The organism is Azohydromonas caseinilytica (genome assembly GCF_012927045.1).
GTDB classification, from domain to species: domain Bacteria; phylum Pseudomonadota; class Gammaproteobacteria; order Burkholderiales; family Burkholderiaceae_C; genus Azohydromonas; species Azohydromonas caseinilytica.
This window is the reverse complement of the sequence record NZ_JABBFW010000016.1, coordinates 42,902-60,684: the sequence shown is the minus strand read 5'-3', so window position 1 is coordinate 60,684 and position 17,783 is coordinate 42,902. Positions and strand designations below refer to the sequence as shown.

General features: G+C 72.2%; 15 protein-coding genes. 10 read left to right on the top strand and 5 right to left on the bottom strand.

The features are described from left to right. Window positions 1-101 precede the first annotated feature (101 nt). The 3 genes from HHL10_RS19910 (at window position 102) to HHL10_RS19900 (ending at window position 3,496) form a co-directional block, all read left to right on the top strand. The gene (locus tag HHL10_RS19910; protein WP_169162150.1) at window positions 102-1,259 is read left to right on the top strand and encodes an alkene reductase; all 1,158 of its coding nucleotides are present in this window, start codon (window positions 102-104) and stop codon (window positions 1,257-1,259) included. Window positions 1,260-1,418: 159 nt separating this feature from the next. Then, on the top strand, window positions 1,419-2,432 hold the full coding sequence (locus tag HHL10_RS19905; protein WP_169162149.1) for a zinc-binding alcohol dehydrogenase family protein: 1,014 nt from the start codon (window positions 1,419-1,421) through the stop codon (window positions 2,430-2,432). A gap of 53 nt (window positions 2,433-2,485) precedes the next feature. Next, window positions 2,486-3,496 carry an aldo/keto reductase gene (locus tag HHL10_RS19900; protein ID WP_169162148.1) on the top strand — a complete coding sequence of 337 codons (1,011 nt, stop codon included), beginning with the start codon at window positions 2,486-2,488 and terminating at the stop codon, window positions 3,494-3,496. Window position 3,497: 1 nt separating this feature from the next. On the opposite strand, the gene HHL10_RS19895 is transcribed toward HHL10_RS19900, so the two are convergent. Both HHL10_RS19895 and HHL10_RS19890 read right to left on the bottom strand, forming a co-directional pair. Further along, window positions 3,498-4,829 (bottom strand): HipA domain-containing protein, encoded by a 1,332-nt coding sequence (locus HHL10_RS19895; RefSeq protein WP_375138965.1) that lies wholly within the window; start codon window positions 4,827-4,829, stop codon window positions 3,498-3,500. Continuing rightward, a complete protein-coding gene (locus tag HHL10_RS19890) occupies window positions 4,823-5,272 on the bottom strand; it encodes a helix-turn-helix domain-containing protein (RefSeq protein ID WP_169162147.1) in 450 nt (149 codons plus the stop codon). The genes HHL10_RS19895 and HHL10_RS19890 overlap by 7 nt, the downstream gene beginning before the upstream one ends. Before the next feature lie 212 nt (window positions 5,273-5,484). On the opposite strand from HHL10_RS19890, the gene HHL10_RS19885 reads away from it, so the two are divergent. Then, window positions 5,485-7,884, top strand: a complete 2,400-nt coding sequence (locus HHL10_RS19885; protein WP_169162146.1) for a bifunctional diguanylate cyclase/phosphodiesterase — start codon at window positions 5,485-5,487, stop codon at window positions 7,882-7,884. A gap of 54 nt (window positions 7,885-7,938) precedes the next feature. Here HHL10_RS19885 and HHL10_RS19880 read toward each other — a convergent pair whose 3' ends face one another. Next, window positions 7,939-9,759, bottom strand: a complete 1,821-nt coding sequence (locus HHL10_RS19880; protein ID WP_169162145.1) for a sensor histidine kinase — start codon at window positions 9,757-9,759, stop codon at window positions 7,939-7,941. A 140-nt stretch (window positions 9,760-9,899) separates the two neighbouring features. Between HHL10_RS19880 and HHL10_RS19875 the strand changes: the two genes are divergently transcribed. The 3 genes from HHL10_RS19875 (at window position 9,900) to HHL10_RS19865 (ending at window position 11,908) form a co-directional block, all read left to right on the top strand. Continuing rightward, complete coding sequence (locus tag HHL10_RS19875; protein ID WP_169162144.1) at window positions 9,900-10,238, top strand: DUF1161 domain-containing protein; 339 nt, start codon at window positions 9,900-9,902, stop codon at window positions 10,236-10,238. Between the two features lie 81 nt (window positions 10,239-10,319). Further along, window positions 10,320-11,240, top strand: a complete 921-nt coding sequence (locus HHL10_RS19870; protein ID WP_235971669.1) for an aldo/keto reductase — start codon at window positions 10,320-10,322, stop codon at window positions 11,238-11,240. Continuing rightward, a complete protein-coding gene (locus HHL10_RS19865; RefSeq protein WP_169162142.1) occupies window positions 11,240-11,908 on the top strand; it encodes a DUF6064 family protein in 669 nt (222 codons plus the stop codon). Before HHL10_RS19870 ends, HHL10_RS19865 begins: the two co-directional genes overlap by 1 nt. A gap of 20 nt (window positions 11,909-11,928) precedes the next feature. Here HHL10_RS19865 and HHL10_RS19860 read toward each other — a convergent pair whose 3' ends face one another. Continuing rightward, window positions 11,929-12,258 carry a type II toxin-antitoxin system RelE/ParE family toxin gene (locus HHL10_RS19860; protein ID WP_169162141.1) on the bottom strand — a complete coding sequence of 110 codons (330 nt, stop codon included), beginning with the start codon at window positions 12,256-12,258 and terminating at the stop codon, window positions 11,929-11,931. After that, window positions 12,255-12,506 carry a type II toxin-antitoxin system ParD family antitoxin gene (locus HHL10_RS19855; protein WP_169162140.1) on the bottom strand — a complete coding sequence of 84 codons (252 nt, stop codon included), beginning with the start codon at window positions 12,504-12,506 and terminating at the stop codon, window positions 12,255-12,257. Before HHL10_RS19855 ends, HHL10_RS19860 begins: the two co-directional genes overlap by 4 nt. Before the next feature lie 131 nt (window positions 12,507-12,637). Between HHL10_RS19855 and HHL10_RS19850 the strand changes: the two genes are divergently transcribed. The 3 genes from HHL10_RS19850 to HHL10_RS19840 all read left to right on the top strand — a co-directional run bounded on the left by HHL10_RS19850 (window position 12,638) and on the right by HHL10_RS19840 (window position 17,777). Continuing rightward, window positions 12,638-13,462, top strand: a complete 825-nt coding sequence (locus HHL10_RS19850) for an ABC transporter substrate-binding protein (RefSeq protein WP_169162139.1) — start codon at window positions 12,638-12,640, stop codon at window positions 13,460-13,462. A gap of 128 nt (window positions 13,463-13,590) precedes the next feature. Then, on the top strand, window positions 13,591-14,628 hold the full coding sequence (locus tag HHL10_RS19845) for a diguanylate cyclase domain-containing protein (RefSeq protein ID WP_169162138.1): 1,038 nt from the start codon (window positions 13,591-13,593) through the stop codon (window positions 14,626-14,628). A 173-nt stretch (window positions 14,629-14,801) separates the two neighbouring features. Continuing rightward, the gene (locus tag HHL10_RS19840) at window positions 14,802-17,777 is read left to right on the top strand and encodes a CHASE3 domain-containing protein (protein WP_169162137.1); all 2,976 of its coding nucleotides are present in this window, start codon (window positions 14,802-14,804) and stop codon (window positions 17,775-17,777) included. Window positions 17,778-17,783: the final 6 nt, after the last annotated feature.

Below are 17,783 nucleotides of genomic sequence, written 5' to 3'. Positions count from 1 at the left end.
CCAGGAGGGGCTACTCCCTGGTGCCGGGCATAGACACAATCCCGTTACACGACCTGCAAGTCGTCCTGTTTCCCGCTCCACCAGACCAAGGAAAGACCGCCATGAATGCTCCCCTGCCTCAAGCCGCCGTTCGTGAAGTTGCGAGCCGAGAGCCCTTGCTGTTCCAGCCCGGGCGCATCGGCGACATCGACATCGCGAACCGCGTGGTGATGGCGCCGCTGACGCGCAGCCGCGCCGACGAGGCGGCCGGCGACATCCCGGGCAGCGCCATGAACGTCGAGTACTACCGCCAGCGCGCCAACGCGGGCCTGATCATCAGCGAGGGCACGCCGGTGTCGCCCGTCGGCAAGGGCTACATGGCCACGCCGGGCATCTACTCCGACGCGCAGGTCGAGGGCTGGAAGGCGATCACCCAGGCCGTGCACGAGGCCGGCTCCAAGATCGTGGCCCAGATCTGGCACGTGGGCCGCGTCACGCACCCGGGCCTCATCGGCGGCGCGCAGCCCGTGGCGCCCTCGGCGGTGCAGCCCAAGGGCGTGGCCTACACCCATCGCGGCAAGGTCGAGCTGCCGGTGCCGCACGCGCTCACGGTCGAGGAAATCGCCGAGGTGGTGCAGCAGTTCCGCCGCGGTGCGGCCAACGCCCTCCGCGCCGGCTTCGACGGCGTGGAGATCCACGGCGCCAACGGTTACCTCATCGACCAGTTCCTGCGCGACGGCGCCAACCGGCGCACCGATGCCTACGGCGGCTCGGTCCAGAACCGCGTGCGCTTCGCGCTGGAGGTGGTGGATGCCGTGGTGGCCGAGATCGGCGCGGGCCGCGTGGGCATCCGGCTGTCGCCGGTCACGCCGGCCAACGACCTCAGCGACAGCAACCCGCAGGCGGTGTTCGGCCACCTGGTGGAGGAGCTGAACCGGCGCGGCATCGCCTTCATCCACTTCGTCGAGGGCGCCACCGGCGGCGCGCGCGACCTGCCCGGCTTCGACTACGCCTGGGCGCGCCGCAGCTTCAAGGGCGCGTACATCGCCAACAACGGCTATGACCGCGACAGCGCCATCGAGGCCGTCGCCTCCGGCCATGCCGATGCCGTGGCCTTCGGCCGCGCCTACATTGCCAACCCCGACCTGGTGCAGCGCTTCAAGCTCGGCGCCGCGCTGAACACGCCCAATCCGCAGACCTTCTACGTGCCGGGCCCGGTGGGCTACATCGACTACCCGGCGCTGGAGCAGTCGGCGCGGGAGGAGACGGCCGCGGCTTGATCTCGCTCTCTGGTTGCCAGCCAAGCAATCCGTTCGTCCGGAGGTATCGAAGGATGAACGGCCCTCACCATGGTGCTGCCATCGCAGCCTGACGGATTCGCACTTCGATACCTCAGTGCGAACGGTTCATTTCACGACCGGAAAGAACGGAGCCCGCCCATGAAAGCCGTGGCCTACCTCGAAGCCGGCGCCATCGAGCGCGCCGATGCCCTGCTCGACGTCGAGCTGCCCATGCCGCAGCCCGGCCCGCGCGACCTGCGCGTGCGCGTGGCCGCCGTGTCGGTGAACCCGGTGGACACCAAGATCCGCAAGAGCCGCCAGCCGCAGCCGCAGCGCCCGGAGGTGCTGGGCTGGGACGCGGTGGGCATCGTCGATGCCGTCGGTGCGCAGGTGGAAGGTTTCAGTGTCGGCGACCGCGTGTTCTACGCCGGCGCCATCGACCGCCCGGGCACCAACGCCGAATACCACCTCGTCGATGCGCGCATCGTGGGCCGGGCGCCGGTGAAGCTGTCGGACGCCGAGGCCGCCGCGCTGCCGTTGACCGCCATCACGGCCTGGGAGCTGCTGTTCGACCGCCTGGGCGTGCCGCAGGGCGGCGGCGAGGGCCAGGCGCTGCTGGTCATCGGCGGCGCCGGCGGCGTGGGCTCGATGCTGATCCAGCTGGCGCGCCAGCTCACGCGGCTGACCGTGATCGCCACCGCCAGCCGGCCCGAGACCCAGGCCTGGTGCCGCGAGCTGGGCGCGCACCACGTCATCGACCACGCGCAGGCCTTCGCGCCGCAGCTCGCCGCCATCGGCTGGCCGCAGGTGCCGCTGGTGGCCTCGCTGACGCAGAGCGATGAGCACTGGGCCGCCATCGTCGAGGCCACCGCCCCGCAGGGCCGCATCGCGCTCATCGACGATCCGGTGCAGCCGCTGGACGTGATGGCGCTCAAGCGCAAGAGCCTGTCGCTGCACTGGGAGCTGATGTTCACGCGCTCGCTGTTCCAGACGCCCGACATGGCGGCGCAGGGCGCGCTGCTGGACGAGGTCGCGAAGCTGGTCGATGAGGGCCGGCTGCGCACGACGGTGACGCAGACGCTGCAGCCCATTAACGCGGCCAACGTGCGGCAGGCGCATGCGTTGATCGAGAGCGGCCGCGCGCGCGGCAAGGTGACGATCCAGGGCTGGTGAGCCGGCCGGGCGGAGCGGGTCCGTTAAGGTGCTCCCGACGAAAGGAGCACCTGATGACCGACTACTTCCCCCTGGGCGCCAGCGGCCTGCGCGTGCCGCGCCTGTGGCTGGGCGCCATGATGTTCGGCGACCAGACCGACGAGGCCAGCGCGCGCGAGATCGTCGCCGCCACGCGCGACGCCGGGCTCAATGCCATCGACGTGGCGGACAACTACGCCGGCGGCGAGTCCGAGCGCCTGGTGGGGCGGCTCATCGCCGCCGACCGTGCGCGCTGGATCGTCGCCACCAAGGTGGCCAACCCCATCGGGACCGAGCCCAACGACCGCGGCCTGTCGCGGCGCTGGCTGCTGGCCGAGGTGGACCACAGCCTGCGCCGCCTGGGCACCGACTGGATCGACCTCTGGTACATGCACCGCGACGACGAGGTCACGCCCATCGAGGAGACGCTCGCCACGCTGGCGCGGCTGATCGAGCTGGGCAAGATCCGCTACTGGGGCGTGTCCAACTTCCGCGCCTGGCGCATCGCGCGCGTGGTGGAGACGGCGCGGCGCATGGGCGTGCCGCCGCCCATCGCCTGCCAGCCGCCCTACAGCGCCGTGACACGGCTGATCGAGACGGAATTGCTGCCCTGCTGCGCCCAGTACGGCGTGGGCGTGGTGGCCTACAGCCCGCTGGCGCGCGGTGTGCTCTCCGGCAAGTACCAGCCCGGCGCCGTGGCCGAGGCCGGCACGCGCGCGGGTCGGGGCGACAGGCGCATCCTGCAGACCGAGTTCCGCCCGGAATCGCTGGAGGTGGCGCAGCGCATCAGGGCGCATGCGCAGTCGCGCGGACTGAGCCCGACGCAGTTCGCGATCGCCTGGGCGCTCAACAACCGGCTGGTCCACGGCGTCATCGGCGGCCCGCGCACGCCGGAACAGTGGCAGGACTACCTCGCGGCGCTGGACGTGCACCTCACGGCCGAGGATGAAGCCTTCGTGGATGGCCTGGTGCCGCCGGGCTACGCCTCCACGCACGGCTACAACGACCCGATCTATCCGATCACGGGGCGGGTGGCGCGCGGCTGATTCAGGCGGGAGGCAAGCCCTCGGCTTCGGACATGAATCGGTTCGCTTCCGACTTCATGCCCGTGGAGATGGCAGTCCAGGTTCTTTCCGGGAAATTGGGCGGCAACTGGGTTTGGACCTCGTGCAGCGCGTCGTCCACGCCTTCCACCAGGGCCTGCATCGCTTCCCAAACCGCCGGGCCGCCATTTTTCAGCGCGAGTTGCCGCCAGTGGCGGGCTTCGATGGTGTGGAAGTATTTGTGAGGGTTCTTGGAGCGCAGTGTCATGGCGAGCCCAGCCCTGTGCCGCTTGAACTGGCTGGGCGCGTCGCCGAAATAAGGCCACATCGACAAGACGTCGTGCAGCGGCGTCATCCTGTAGTGGTCGCCCTGCTCCAAATATATTGAGAAATTCTTGGCATGGCCGTCCGTGGCGGCCAGCAGGAAGAAAGTCAGTTGAGTGAGCAGGAAAAAGGCGGGATCGTCCTTGTCCCGGCTGCCCTGCAGAAGCTGCAGGCATTTGGCCATGCCCGGACCACCCTCTGCTTCATATTTCTGGCTGGGCGCAAATCCGAGGGCCTGGCAAAAATCCTCCTGCGGCAGACGGGCAATCCAGGTGCCGTCGTCTTGCCATTCGCGGTCGAATCGCTCGACGATCAGGACAGTTTGTTCACCGAAGGTTTCCATGGACGTTGACGCCATGGGCAAACCCAATGCTTCAAGGATCTTTGCGCACAGCCATTCGTTTTGTACGGAATCCGAGGCATCGACCCGCCTGGACCCGCCGATCAGGCCCAGCGGCAGTTTGAAGATATGGGTACTCGGTGTGGCGCCATGAGGGCGGCACCAGGCGCCCTGCCAGCGGGTCAGCGCCGTCTTTTCCTGGGCGCCGGCCATCGAGATGCGGAACAGGTCATCGTCCTCCATGCCTTCAGGAGTGAGCTCCGAGGGAACGGCCTGCAGCAGATCCACGATGTCTTGCTCGGACAGGTGCTCGCATTCGACTCGTTTCCAGTCTTCAGGACTTTCGCCCGGTGGCAGCAACTGGACGGCGCCAACACAGTCGCGCCCAATGGCTTCAAGCAGGTCAAAAACTTCTGCGGTTGGTGTCTTGAAGCGCCTGCCCAGGCGCTGGCGTATTTTTTCGCTGTCCGGCAATAAGTTGTCGAAATAATTTCTGACCAAGTCGCCCTTTATTTCCTTGGCACCGGTGAGGGGCAAGGACAGCGAGAGGGACCTGCAGCGGGATGATTTTTTCCAGGCTGCCTCATATCTGAAGACGTGAGTGCCTCGTTCCACCGTCCAGGTGCCGACGAGCTCCCCATTCATCCATGCGCCCAGTACCTGCGTCACCACGATCCTTTCCTGGAGCGAAGCATCAGCTTTCTTTTAGGAGTCGATGAGGTGGCTTTTTCAGGAGGTGAAGGGGCCGTGGCTTCAGCTTGACGAGGAATAACCATGCTTCGCGCCGATAATGGCGGCGTGGCGCTTTCCAAGGGAAGGTTGGCGGCGAGGGGTGTGCCGTGCGGTGGCGGGTCGTCGGTCTTGGTGCCGGCCTGGGCAGGAGGGCTTGGGATTTCTTCCTGCAGCATCATGGTGGCGTCCAGCACTGAAAGTATTTTCATCAGTTGCTCGACGCTGACAGCCGCGGGATTGGCCTCGATTTCCGCAATGCGTGCCTGGCTGACACCCAGCAAAACGCCCAATTGGGCCTGGGTCACTTGGCGGCTTTTTCGCAACGCCCGCAGGTGTTGGCGCCATTGGTCCGGAAAGCGAATGGGATAGCTGCGCTCTGCCATGGTCCATGATACAAGCCCAGGCTTGTAAACGTGAAATATAGGGCATGGCTTATGAACGCGCGCTACAAGCCTGGGCTTGTGAAAGCGGCCTGCGAGACCGGGCCGGGAAAACAATGTGTATCAAGCTGGCCCCTTGGCGCCCCTGACGCCGGGCCGTGGATGCGGTAGAGCAGCAGACGGCATCACGGCCATGTGCCCCGCGGAGGTTTTCCATGGCAAGCAACGGCTCCGGCACCGAAGAGTACGAACGCCTCGCGCGCGCCCTGCGCACGCTCAGCGGCTGCCACCGCGCGCTGCTGCGCGCCACGGACGAGCCCTCGCTGCTGCGCGAGGTCTGCCGCCTCGTGGTCGAGGAGGCCGGCTACCGGCTGGCGCGCATCGGGCGCGCCGAGCATGACGCGCAGCAGAGCGTGACGGTGCTGGCCCAGGCCGGGCTGGACCCCGAGGCGGCCGAGGTCGCGGCCCTGCGCTGGAGCGACACCGAGCAGGGCGGCAGCGCCACGGGCCAGGCCATCCGCAGCGGCCGGCCCTGCGTGATCCGCGACGCGCTGGACGAGCCGTTTCCGCCGCTGTGGCGCGACTTCTGCCGCCGCCACGGCATCGGCTCGCTGCTGTCGCTGCCGCTGCGCATCCAGGGCGAGGTCTTCGGCGCGCTGACCATCGCGGCGCCGGAGACGGACGCCTTCAACGGCTCCGAGCGCCAGGTGCTCGACGAGGTGGCCGACGACCTGGCCTTCGGCCTGGAGGTGCTGCGCCTGCGCCAGCACCGCGAGCAGGCCGAGGGCGAGCTGCGGCGCCTGCACCGCGCGCTGCGCACGCGCGCCTCGGTCAACCGCGCGCTGGCGCAGGCGCAGGACGAGACGGCGCTGCTGCACGAGCTCTGCCGCGTGGTGGTGGACGACTGCCGCTACGAGCTGGCCTGGATCGCCTACCTGGACGACGACGGCGGCCTGCGGCCCATGGCGCAGGCCGGCTGCGGCGAGGTGCAGATGGCGCCGCGCCGGCGCTGGGGCGCCACGGAGGCCGCGCGCGCGGTGGTGCGGCGGCTGCGCGGCGGCGGCCCGGTGATCCTGCGCGAGCTCGCGCGCAACGCCGCCTATCCCTTCCCGGAGGAGGCGCGCGAGCGCGGCTACGGCGCGGTGGTGGTGCTGCCGCTGAGCGTGGAGGGCGCGCTGGCGGGCTCGCTGCACATCGTGGCGCTGGACGCCGACGCCTTCGACGCCCAGGAAGTCGAGCTACTGCTGGCCACCACCGCCGACCTGGGCTATGGCCTGGGCGCGCTGCGCCAGCGCGTGCGCGCCGCGGCGGCGGAAGAGCGGCTGCGGCGCCTGGCGCTGACCGATGCCGTCACCGGGCTGCCCAACCGCGAGCGGCTGCGCGCGCTGCTGGAGGAGGCCATCGCCGCGGCGCGGCGCGAGCACCGGCCGCTGGCCTTCCTGCGCGTGGGCCTGGAGCATTTCCGCGACATCAACGAGACGCTGGGCAGCGCCGAGGTGGACGCCTTCGTGCACGCCGTGGCGCAGCGGCTGGAGCAGGCCGTGGGCGCGGCCGGGCAGCTGGGCCGGCTGCTGGAAGCCGAGTTCGCGGTGCTGCTGCCGCGCGCCGGCGCCGAGCCCGCCCGGGCCCTGGCGCACCGGCTGCTGACGGCGCTGTACGAGCCCATCGAGATCCAGGGCCTGCTGCTCGACGCGCGCGCCAGCGTGGGCCTGAGCCTGTTCCCCGGCCACGGCACCGACGCCGATGCGCTCATGCGCCGCGCCGGTATCGCGCTGACGCAGGCCCGCGGCTCGGGCAACTCGGTGGCGCTGTTCAAGGGCGGGCTGGACCGCGAGTGCGCGCGGCGCATGGCGCTCATGAGCGAGCTGCGCGGCGCCATCGAGCGCGACGAGCTCATGCTCTGGTGCCAGCCCAAGCTGCAGGTGAAGTCGGGCCGGGTCTGCGGCGCGGAGGCGCTGGTGCGCTGGAAGCATCCGCGCCTGGGGATGGTCAGCCCGGGCGACTTCATCAAGCACGCCGAGAACACCGGACTGATCACGCCGCTGACCTACTGGATGCTCGATGCCGCGCTGCGCCAGCTCTACGCCTGGCACGAGCAGGGCGAGTGGCAGCCGCTGTCCATCAACCTCTCGGCACGCGACCTGCACGACCCCAAGCTGCTGGAGCGCGTGGAAGGGGCGCTGGCCACCTGGGGCGCCGAGCCGGGGTGGATCGAGTTCGAGCTCACCGAGAGCGCGCTGATGCTGGACCCGACCGCGGCGCTGGAGACGCTCTCGCGGCTCAAGCGGCTGGAGCTGCGCCTGGCCATCGACGACTACGGCACCGGCTATTCCTCGCTGGCCTACCTGCGCCAGCTGCCGGTGGACACGCTCAAGATCGACCAGTCCTTCGTGCACGGCATGCAGCGCGACCAGGGCTGCGAGGCCATCGTGCACTCCACCATCGAGCTCGCGCACAGCCTGGGCCTGAGCGTGATCGCCGAGGGCGTGGAGGACCAGGCCACGCTCACCCGGCTCGATGCGCTGGCCTGCGACATGGCGCAGGGCTACTGCATCAGCCGCCCGCTGCCGGCCGAGGAGTTCAAGGGCTGGTGGATGCAGAAGGCGCGGCATTGAGCCGGCAGGGCGGGGTGCCTCGGCCCGGACATCGGCATGGCCGCAGTTGCGTGCTCACCCCGGCGCACGCTCCTCGGCATCCACCTTCGCCTCTGCGTGTGTCTGGGCCGCCACCGCCTCGGCCGGTGCCGGCGGCAGCGGCAGCTCGCACCAGAACTCGCTGCCCTGGCCGGGCTCGCTCCTCACGCCCAGCGTGCCGCCGTGCAGCTGCACCAGCCGCTTGACGATGGACAGGCCCAGCCCGATGCCGCCGCCGCCCTGCGCCGGCGCGCCCTCGGCGCGCGTGAAGGGCTCGAAGATGCGCCGGCGCTGCTGCGTGGTCATGCCCACGCCGGTGTCGGTGACGGTGAGCCGCCAGCGCCCGGGGCCCAGCGGCACGATGCCCAGCGCCACGCTGCCCGAGAGCGTGAAGCGCAGCGCGTTGGACAGCAGGTTGTGGAGGATCTGCGCCAGCCGCACGGGATCGCCCAGCACCGGCGCGCCGCTGGCCGCCGCGCCCATGTACAGCTCCAGCTTCAGGCCCTTGGCGCGGGCCTCGGCCTCGAACAGCCCGACGCACTCCTGCGCCACCGCCGCCAGCGTGAAGGGCACGCGCTCCAGCTCCAGGCGGCCGGCCTCCAGCCGCGCGTAATCGAGCAGGTCGTCCACCAGCGCCAGCAGCAGCCGGTTCGAGCGCTCCATGGCCTGCAGCTCCTTGCGCTGCGCCCCCAGCGGCGGCAGCGCCGCCGCCAGGCGCCGCGTCATGCCCAGCAGCCCGTGCAGCGGGGCGCGGATCTCCTGGCTGATGGTGGAAAGGAACTCGGTCTTCTCGCGGTTGGCGGTGGCCAGCTCCCGGATGGCCGCGCGGCGGCGGCGCAGCACCACGTAGGTCCACAGCGCCAGGGCGGCGATCACGGCATCGAGCGCCAGGGTACCCAGGCCGACCAGCCAGGCCGTCTGGCGCCAGGCGCGCAGCATCAGCGTCTCCGTGACGGTGGTGATCACGGCCAGCGGGTAATCGTCCAGCGCCTGCGCCACCGCCAGCCGGGCATCGGCCTCGCCGGGGTCAGCGGCGCGCAGCGTCTCGGTGTACAGGCTCACGCTGCGGCGTCCCTGCAGCAGCGCCTCGGTCAGCGCGCGCAGCGCCGGCCCGTCGCGGTAGGAGGCGGTCATGGCGCCGGGGCGCTGCGGGTGGCGCACCAGCAGCGTGCCGTCGCGGCGCAGCAGCAGGATGGCGGTGTGCTCGGGGCTGAGGTTGATGGAGCCGTAGAAGCGGTCGAAATACGCCACCTCCACGCCCGTGATCGCCAGCCCCAGCGTGTGCCCGGAGCGCGAGCGGATCTTGCGCGACAGGAAGAAGGTCCAGCGCCCGGTGTCGCGGCTGAGCACGGGGGCGGAAACGAAGGTCTCCAGCGCCGGCTGCGCCAGGTGCGCCTTGAAATAGTCGCGGTCGTGCACGTTGACATGCGGCGGCGGGAAGGCCTGGCTGTTGACCAGGATCTGCCCCTGCAGGTCCACCACCGCCACGTCGCCGGCCAGCCCGGCCTCGACGCGGCGCTCGCGCAGGAAATCGAACATGCGCCGCGTGCCGGCGATCTCGCGCAGCCGCGCCTCGCTGTCGCCGTCCTGCGCCTGCACCTGCTCCACCACGCTGCCCAGCGCGGTGTTGGCGGTGCGCACCACCTGCCGCGCATGCTCGGCCACGGTGGCCGAGTAGTTGTCCATGTACAGCCGCCAGGTGGCGAGCGCGTCCTCGCGCTGGCGCCACAGCATCAGCGCCGAGGTCAGGCTCAGCGCCAGCATCAGCACGCCACCGGCAACGAGCACCAGCATCTCGCGCAGCCGCTCGGGCTGCCGGGTGCTGCGCGGGGCGGGCAGGGCTTCGGTGCTGGACATGGGCAGAGCAAGACAGGGCGCCGAAGGCAACCCGGGAATAGGGAGGGGGCGGGCGGGGCGGCGCATCATAGCCACGGGGCTGGAGCGCGGATTGCCGCCGCACAAGCCGTTGACAACTTTTCGGACTAGGAGAAACCCTGATGTTGAAGCCGACCCTGGCCGCTTTGGCGCTGCTGCTGGCGGGAGGGGCCGCCCGGGCCAGCAACTGCGAGGAGATCCAGGCCGAGATCGCGGCCAAGTTCCGCGCCAACGGCATCGGCGGCACCCGGCTCGCCATCGTGGACATGGACGCCGACGTGCCCGGCCGCGTGGTGGGCCGCTGCGCCCAGGGCAGCAGGAAGATCGTGGTGGTGCAGGCCGGCGTGCCGGAAGCCGGCGCCGCGCCGCGCGAGGCCGCACCGCCCGCGCCGCGGCGCCGGGAGGTCATCACCGAGTGCCGGGACGGCACGGTGGTGCTCCGCGGGGACTGCCCGCGCTGAGCGCGGGCCGTCCCGACGCGGCAACCCCAGCAACACCGCGCCGGCCGCCCGCATGGGATGCTCGCCCGCATGAACCATCGGATGCTGTCTGGACGCCGCCGCGCGCTGGCCCGGCTCGCGGGCCTGGGCGCGGGCCTGCTCGCATCCGCCGCCCCGGCCCAGCCGGTCGCGGCGCTGCCGCTGCGCCCCATTCCCTCCAGCCGCGAGCGGCTGCCCGTGGTCGGGCTGGGCACCTGGATCACCTTCAACGTCGGGCGCGACGCCGAGCTGCGCGAGGAATGCACCCGCGTGGTGGAAGCCTTCCTGGCCGGCGGCGGCCGGCTCATCGACTCCTCGCCCATGTACGGCTCCGCGCAGGAGGTGGTGGGCCATACGCTGCGCACGCTGGGGGCGCGTGACCGCGTCTTCGCCGCCGACAAGGTCTGGACCGGCAGCGGCAAGGACGGGCCGGCGCAGGTCGAGACCTCGCGCGCTTATTGGGGCCTGCCGCGCCTGGACCTGCTGCAGGTGCACAACCTCCTGGCCTGGGAGGAGCATTTGCCCATGCTGCAGCGCATGAAGGCCGCCGGGCGGCTGCGCTACGTGGGCATCACCACCAGCGAGGGCCGGCGCCACGCCGAGTTCGAGCGCGTGATGGCGAGCCGGCCGCTGGACTTCGTGCAGTTCACCTACAACCCCGTGGACCGCGAGGCCGAGCAGCGGCTGCTGCCGCTGGCGGCCGAGCGCGGCATCGGCGTCATCGTCAACCGGCCCTTCCAGCAGGGCGAGCTGCTGCGGCGGCTGGCGCGCCACCCGGTGCCGGCCTGGGCCGCCTCGGAGCTGGGCGCCACCAGCTGGGCGCAGCTGGTGCTGAAGTTCATCGTGTCGCACCCGGCCGTGACCTGCGTGATCCCGGCCACGACCCAGGTGGCGCATGTGCGCGAGAACCTGGCCGCCGCCACCGGCCGGCTGCCCGACGCGGCGCTGCGCCAGCGCATCGCGGCCCACGTGCAGGCGCTGTGATGCCGGAGTGGTGGACCTACGCCCCGGCCGACTTCCAGCTCTTCTCGGCGCGCACCTACGCGCGGCTGGTGGAGGCCCACAACCGCGCGCTGTGGCCGGCGCAGTGGCTCGACCTGGCCTGCGGCGCGGTGCTGTGGCTGGCGCTGCTGCGGCGCGTGTCCTGGGCGGCGCGGGCCCTGGCGGCGCTGGCCGCGCTGTGGTGCATCGGCCTGGCCTGGGACTTCTTCCACCTGCGCTACGCGCAGATCCACTGGGGCGCGCCGGCCATGGCCGTGGGTTTCTCGTGGCAGGCGTTGCTGCTGGCGGTGCTGGCGCGGCGCAATGCCTTCCAGCCGTTGCCCGCGCCGCGCGCCCGTGCCGCGGCCCTGATGCTGCTGGCGCTGGCGCTCGTGGGCTGGCCGCTGCTGGCGCCGCTGACGGGCGCGTCGTGGTGGCGCGCCGAGGTGCCGGGCCTGATGCCCGCGCCCACCGTGCTGGCGATGCTGGCGCTGGCGCCGCTGGCCACGGCCCGCGCGCGGCGCTGGCTGCTGCCCTTGCCGCTGTTGTGGTGCGCGGTGGAGGCGCTGACGCTGGCGGCGCTGGGCTCGGCGGCCTGGCCGCTGCTGCCGCTGGCGGGGCTGGCGTGCCTGGTGGCGCCCACCGTGTGCAGCGCGCACCGGGCCGGGTGAGCCTGGCGCGGCCGGTGTTGTCAGGGCGCTTTGGGCTCGCGCAGCCACTGCGGCAGATCGCGCGCGCCATGCAGCACGCGCCAGACGTCGATGCGGTCCGCGCGCTCGACGTAGAACACCAGGTACGGATAGCGCTTGAGCGGCCAGCAGCGCAGGCCGGGCAGGTTCAGCTCGTGGGCCCAGCGCGGCGAGCCCGTGGCCGGATGGCGGCCGATGTGGGTGTAGGCCAGTTCCAGCGCATCGACGAAGCCCAACGCCGCCTCTTCGGCGCCTTCCGCGACATAGCCGTCCATGGCCGCCTCCACGTCGCGGCAGGCCTGGGCGCGAGGAATGACGGGCTTGAACCTCACTCGGGACCGGCCGGCTTGCGCGCCGGGCGGACCCGCTCGCGCAGCCCGTCGAAGTATTCCGGCGTGGCCGGCGCCGCCGGCTCGGACGCCGCGCCCGCGAGCAGCAGCGCGCGCAGCTGCTGCCGCTCCTGCTCCTTGCGGATGAGCTCGCGCACGTACTCGCTGCTGGTGCCGTAGCCGCGCTGGCTGACCTGCTCGTCGACGAAGGCCTTGAGGCTGTCAGGCAGGGAAATGTTCATGGTGCCCATCGGGGCAGGGTAGGCAGCCTGCCAAAATTTGGCAAGAACAGGGCCGGCCCGCCCGGGCGATGCCCTCCCACATCGAGAAGGAGCACGGACTTGCCTTCCCTTCACTTTCCGCGCCGCGCGCGCCACCGGTCATGAGCGGCGCCGACTTCCAGGACAGCGGCGCGCGGCCCGAGCGCATCGTCTGCCTGACCGAGGAGCCCACCGAGGTGCTGTACGCGCTGGGCGAGGAGCGGCGCATCGTGGGCATCTCCGGCTTCACGGTGCGCCCGCCGCGCGCGCGCCAGGACAAGCCGCGGGTGTCGGCCTTCACCAGCGCCAAGGTGGACCAGATCCTGGCGCTGCGCCCGGACCTGGCCATCGGCTTCTCCGACATGCAGGCCGACATCGCGCAGGCGCTCATCCGCGCCGGCGTGGAGGTGTGGATCGCCAACCACCGCAGCGTCGCCGGCATCCTGGGCTACGTGCGCCGGCTGGGCGCGCTGGTGGGCGCCTCGGCGCGGGCCGAGGCCTATGCGGCACAGCTCGAAGCACGCGTGGAGGCGGTGCGCGCCGCGGCGCGGCGGCTGCCGCGCCGGCCTCGCGTGTACTTCGAGGAATGGGACGAGCCGCAGATCAGCGCCATCCGCTGGGTCAGCGAGCTCGTGGGCATCGCCGGCGGCGACGACATCTTTCCCGAGCGCGCCGCGGCGCCGCTGGGGCGCGATCGCATCATTGCCGACCCGGGCGAGGTCATCGCGCGCCGGCCGGACCTGATCGTCGGCTCCTGGTGCGGGAAGAAGTTCCGCCCCGAGAAGGTGGCGGCGCGTCCGGGCTGGCAGGACGTGCCGGCGGTGCGCGACCGCGAGTTGCACGAGATCAAGTCGCCGCTGATCCTGCAGCCCGGCCCGGCCGCGCTCACCGACGGGCTGGACGCGCTGCACGCGCTCATCGCGCGCTGGGCCGCCGCCCGCGGCTGAGCCGCCGCCAGCGCGCGCGGCGTGCGTGCACTATTGCTCGAAGGCGCGCGGCGGCGGCGGCATCGGGGCTGAAATCGCGCCGATCCGCGCCGAAAGTGCGGGGTTCCGCTCCGCGCCGCTGCGCCGCCATGCCCGAAGAACAACGCCCCGTGCCCGCCTTGCCCTGCCTGCTGGTCGTCGATGACGACCCGGGCTCCATCCTGCTGCTGAGCCGGGTGCTCGAAGCCGAGGCCCGCATCGTCTTCGCCACCAGCGGCGAGGCCGCGCTGCAGCAGTTCCAGGCGCATCAGCCCGACCTGGTGCTGCTGGACGCGCACATGCCCGGGCTCAGCGGCTTCGACACCTGCCTGCGCCTCAAGGCCGATCCGCGCAGCGCCGACGTGCCGGTGATCTTCGTCACCGCCTTCACCGACACCGAGACCGAGACGCACGCGCTGGACATCGGCGCGGTGGACTTCATCCACAAGCCCATCAATCCGCCGGTGGTGCGCGCGCGCGTGCGCACGCACCTGGCGCTCAAGCAGAAGACGGACGCGCTGCGCCGGCTCTCGGTGGTGGACCCGCTCACCGGCATCGCCAACCGCCGCGCCTTCGACGACACGCTCAGGAAGGAGTGGCTGCGCGCCATGCGCCACCAGCACGCGATATCGCTGCTGATGATCGATATCGACCATTTCAAGCGCTACAACGACGCCCACGGCCACCGCGCCGGCGACGCCTGCCTGCGCCAGGTGGCCGAGCTCATTGCCGGGAGCACGCGCCGCAGCGGCGACCTGGCCGCGCGCTACGGCGGCGAGGAGTTCGCGGTGATCCTGCCCCATGCCGCTGCCGCGCGGGCGCAGGCCTTCGCCCAACGCCTGTGCGAGGCCGTGCGCGGGCGGGCCCTGCCGCACGGCGCCTCGCCGGTGGGGCCGTGCGTGACGGTGAGCATCGGCGCGGCCACGCTGCGCCGGCCCTGCGAGACGCCGGCCGGGTGCCGCGCGCCCTGCCGGGACTGCCCGCGTTTCGAGCGTTGCCTGGCGGCGCCGGAACACCTGGTCGAACTGGCGGACCGGGCGCTGTTCCAGGCCAAGCACGACGGACGCGCCCGCGTGGTGGCGCACGAGAACCTGATCGGCGGCGACGCCGGCTCCAGGGCCCGGGCCCTGGACTCCGCCGCTCCCTGACCCCGCCGCCCCGCACCCCAGCCTCCCACGCCATCCGTGCGCGCCGGGGCCGTCGCGGCGGCCTCCCATGCACATCTCCCGGCCACCGCATGCCCGAGCTTTCCACGCTTTACTCTTCGCCGCCTCCTTCGGCCGCTCCTGCCGGCGGCCGCCCGGCCGCGGCGCGGCGGCGCATGCTGTCATGGCTGCGCGCCGCGGCCACCGCCGCCGCGCTGCTGGCGCTGATCGCCATCGGCTCGGTGACGGCGCGGCAGCTCTCGGCGCTGGCCGAGTCCGACTGGTGGGAGCGCCACTCCCTGCAGGTGCAGCGCGACCTGGAGGAGTTCTCGGCGGCGCTGTTCGAGGCCGAATCGTCCCAGCGCGGCTACCTCATCACCGCCGACGACGGCCAGCTGGAGCAGCACCAGCGGGCGCAGCGCGAGGCGCGGCACCGCCTGGCGGCGCTCAAGCAGCTGACCCGCGACAGCCCGACGCAGCAGGCGCTGCTGGCCGGGCTGGAGCCGGCCTTCGAGGGGCGCCTGGCCGACATGGAGCGCGTGGTGCAGCTGCGGCGCCGGCGCGGCTTCGAGGCGGCGCGCGCCGAGTTGGAGCGCATCTCGACGCAGGGCCTGATGACGCAGATCCGCCACACGCTCGATGCCGCCGGCGCCGAGGAGCAGCGGCTGCTGGCGCAGCGCAGCGCTGCCAAGGCCGCCGATGCCGCAGACACGGTCTGGCTGCTGGCCGTGGGCGGGGCGCTGGCCACGCTGACGCTGCTGGGCGTGCTGGTGTTCTTCTGGCGCGAGGCGCGCCGGCGCCGCCGCTCCGAGGCGGCGCTGCAGGCGCAGCAGAACCAGCTCGAAGCGCTGGTGGCCGCACGCACCGCCGAGCTCGCGCGCAGCGAGGCGCGCCAGCGCCTGTTCACCGAGCAGGCGCCGGTGGCGCTGGCGATGTTCGACCGCGAGATGCGCTACCTGGCCGTGAGCCGGCGCTGGCTGCGCGACAACGCGCCCGGCGACGCCGATCTCATCGGCCGCTGCTTCTACGACCTGCTGCCGGCCGTGCCCGCGCACTGGCGCACCATCCACCAGCGCGCGCTGGCCGGGGAGGTGGTGACGACGGAGGGCGAGCGCATCACCCGCGCCGACGGCGAGCTGCGCTGGCTGCGCTGGGACGTGCGCCCCTGGCACGACGCGCAGGGCGCCGTGGGCGGCATCCTGATCTTCACCGAGGACATCACGGCGCGGCGCGAGGCCGAGCTGGCGCTGGCCGACACCCAGGAGCGGCTGCGCCGCTACAACAGCGACCTCGCGCGCGAGGTCGAGCTGCGCACGGCCGAGCTGTCGCAGCGCCAGCAGGAGCTGCAGGCGGCCAAGGAGGCGGCGGAGCAGGCCAGCCAGGCCAAGAGCGCCTTCCTCTCCACCATGAGCCACGAGATCCGCACGCCCATGAACGCCATCCTGGGCACGGCGCAGCTGCTGGAGCGCCAGGTGCAGGACCCGGAGCAGCAGCGCCTGGTGCGCACGCTGCGCCAGGCCGGGCGCGGGCTGCTGGCGCTCATCGACGACGTGCTGGACCTCTCGCGCATCGAGGCCGGCCATGCCGCCGTGGTGCGCGCGCCCTTTGCGCTGCGCGAGGTGCTGGACCCGCTGCTGGACGTGCTGGGCGCCAGCGCCGCGGGCAAGGGACTGGCGTTGGCGCTGGCGCCGCTGCCCGAGGGCGTGGACACGCTGGTGGGCGACGCCCAGGGCCTGAGCCAGGTGCTGACCAACCTGGTGGGCAACGCCGTCAAGTTCACCGACGTGGGCAGCGTGGTGCTGGGCGTGGCGGTGCACTCGCGCCAGCCCGGCTCGGTGAGCCTGCGCTTCTCGGTGCGCGACACCGGCATCGGCATCGCGGCCGAGCGCATCGACGGCATCTTCGAGGCCTTCGTGCAGGCCGATGCCTCCATCCACCGCCGCTACGGCGGCACCGGGCTGGGCCTGGCCATCTGCCGCCGCTTCGTGGACCTCATGGGCGGCGAGATCGGCGTGCACAGCCAGCCGGGCGTGGGCAGCGAGTTCTGGTTCGTGCTGCCCTTCGGCCTGGCGTCGCCGCAGTGCACGCGCCCGGCCGCCGCGCCGGCCGAGGTGGCCGAGGCCCCGCGCGCGGCGGCGCGCCTGGCGGGGCGGCGGCTGCTGCTGGTGGACGACAGCCCGGTCAACCTGGAGATCCTGCAACGGCTGCTGGAGCACGAGCGCGCCGAGGTCGTCACCGCCGCCGACGGGCTGCAGGCGCTGGAGCAGCTGCGCGCGCGGCCGCGCGATTTCGACGCCGTGCTGATGGACCTGCAGATGCCGCACATGGACGGGCTGCAGGCCACGGCCTGCATCCGCACCGACCCGGCCCTGGGGACACTGCCCGTGATCGCGCTGACCGCGGCCGTGCTGCCCAGCCAGCGCGAGCAGGCCATGGCGGTGGGCATGGACGACTTCCTGGTCAAGCCTTTCGAGCTCGACACCCTGGTGGCCGTGCTGCTGCGCTGCACCGGCGGCCCGGCCCGGCCGGAGCCGGTGGCGCCCGTACCGGCCCCGGCCACGGGCCAGGACACGGGTTTCCCGGTGGTGCCGGGCATCGACACCGCGCGCGCCGCGCGGCGCATGCTGGGCGACAAGGCGCTGTTCCTGCGCCTGCTGCACGGCCTGCGCGAGGATTTCGGCGCCGTGGTGGAGGCCTGCCGTGCCGACCTGGCGCGCGGCGAGGCCAAGGCGGCCGCGGCCCGGCTGCACAAGCTGCGCGGCATTGCCGGCAACCTGGCGGCCGAGGAGGTGGCGCGCCGCGCCGGCGAGCTGGAAAACCTGCTGCGCGAGGGCGCCGCGGCGCAAGCCGGGCCGGGGCTGCAGGCGCTGGAGGCGGCGCTGCGCGTGCTGCTCGGCGGCCTGCCGCCCCTGCCGCCGCGCGAGGTGCCGGCGGAGGGCGCCACCGCCGAGATCAGCCCGCAGGCCGTGCGCGAGCTGGTGACGGCGCTGGACGAGGGCGACCTGAGCGCGCTCAACGCCTTCGAAACCCTGCGCGGGGCACTGGCCGCGCGCCATGGCCCCGAGGCGGTGATGGACATGGCCCGCGCCGTGGACAACCTGCGCTTCCCGGCCGTGGCAGCGCAGCTGCGGGCCTGGTATCCGGGGGAGTGAGGCGGC

Coding starts and splice junctions, on each gene's coding strand:
- HHL10_RS19850 (WP_169162139.1), top strand. CDS start 12,638: ATGAGCGGCGCCGACTTCCAGGACAGCGGCGCGCGGCCCGAGCGCATC.
- HHL10_RS19855 (WP_169162140.1), bottom strand. CDS start 12,506: ATGGGCACCATGAACATTTCCCTGCCTGACAGCCTCAAGGCCTTCGTC.
- HHL10_RS19905 (WP_169162149.1), top strand. CDS start 1,419: ATGAAAGCCGTGGCCTACCTCGAAGCCGGCGCCATCGAGCGCGCCGAT.
- HHL10_RS19910 (WP_169162150.1), top strand. CDS start 102: ATGAATGCTCCCCTGCCTCAAGCCGCCGTTCGTGAAGTTGCGAGCCGA.
- HHL10_RS19865 (WP_169162142.1), top strand. CDS start 11,240: ATGCCGGAGTGGTGGACCTACGCCCCGGCCGACTTCCAGCTCTTCTCG.
- HHL10_RS19885 (WP_169162146.1), top strand. CDS start 5,485: ATGGCAAGCAACGGCTCCGGCACCGAAGAGTACGAACGCCTCGCGCGC.
- HHL10_RS19875 (WP_169162144.1), top strand. CDS start 9,900: ATGTTGAAGCCGACCCTGGCCGCTTTGGCGCTGCTGCTGGCGGGAGGG.
- HHL10_RS19880 (WP_169162145.1), bottom strand. CDS start 9,759: ATGTCCAGCACCGAAGCCCTGCCCGCCCCGCGCAGCACCCGGCAGCCC.
- HHL10_RS19845 (WP_169162138.1), top strand. CDS start 13,591: ATGCCCGAAGAACAACGCCCCGTGCCCGCCTTGCCCTGCCTGCTGGTC.
- HHL10_RS19890 (WP_169162147.1), bottom strand. CDS start 5,272: ATGGCAGAGCGCAGCTATCCCATTCGCTTTCCGGACCAATGGCGCCAA.
- HHL10_RS19840 (WP_169162137.1), top strand. CDS start 14,802: ATGCTGTCATGGCTGCGCGCCGCGGCCACCGCCGCCGCGCTGCTGGCG.
- HHL10_RS19870 (WP_235971669.1), top strand. CDS start 10,320: ATGCTGTCTGGACGCCGCCGCGCGCTGGCCCGGCTCGCGGGCCTGGGC.
- HHL10_RS19900 (WP_169162148.1), top strand. CDS start 2,486: ATGACCGACTACTTCCCCCTGGGCGCCAGCGGCCTGCGCGTGCCGCGC.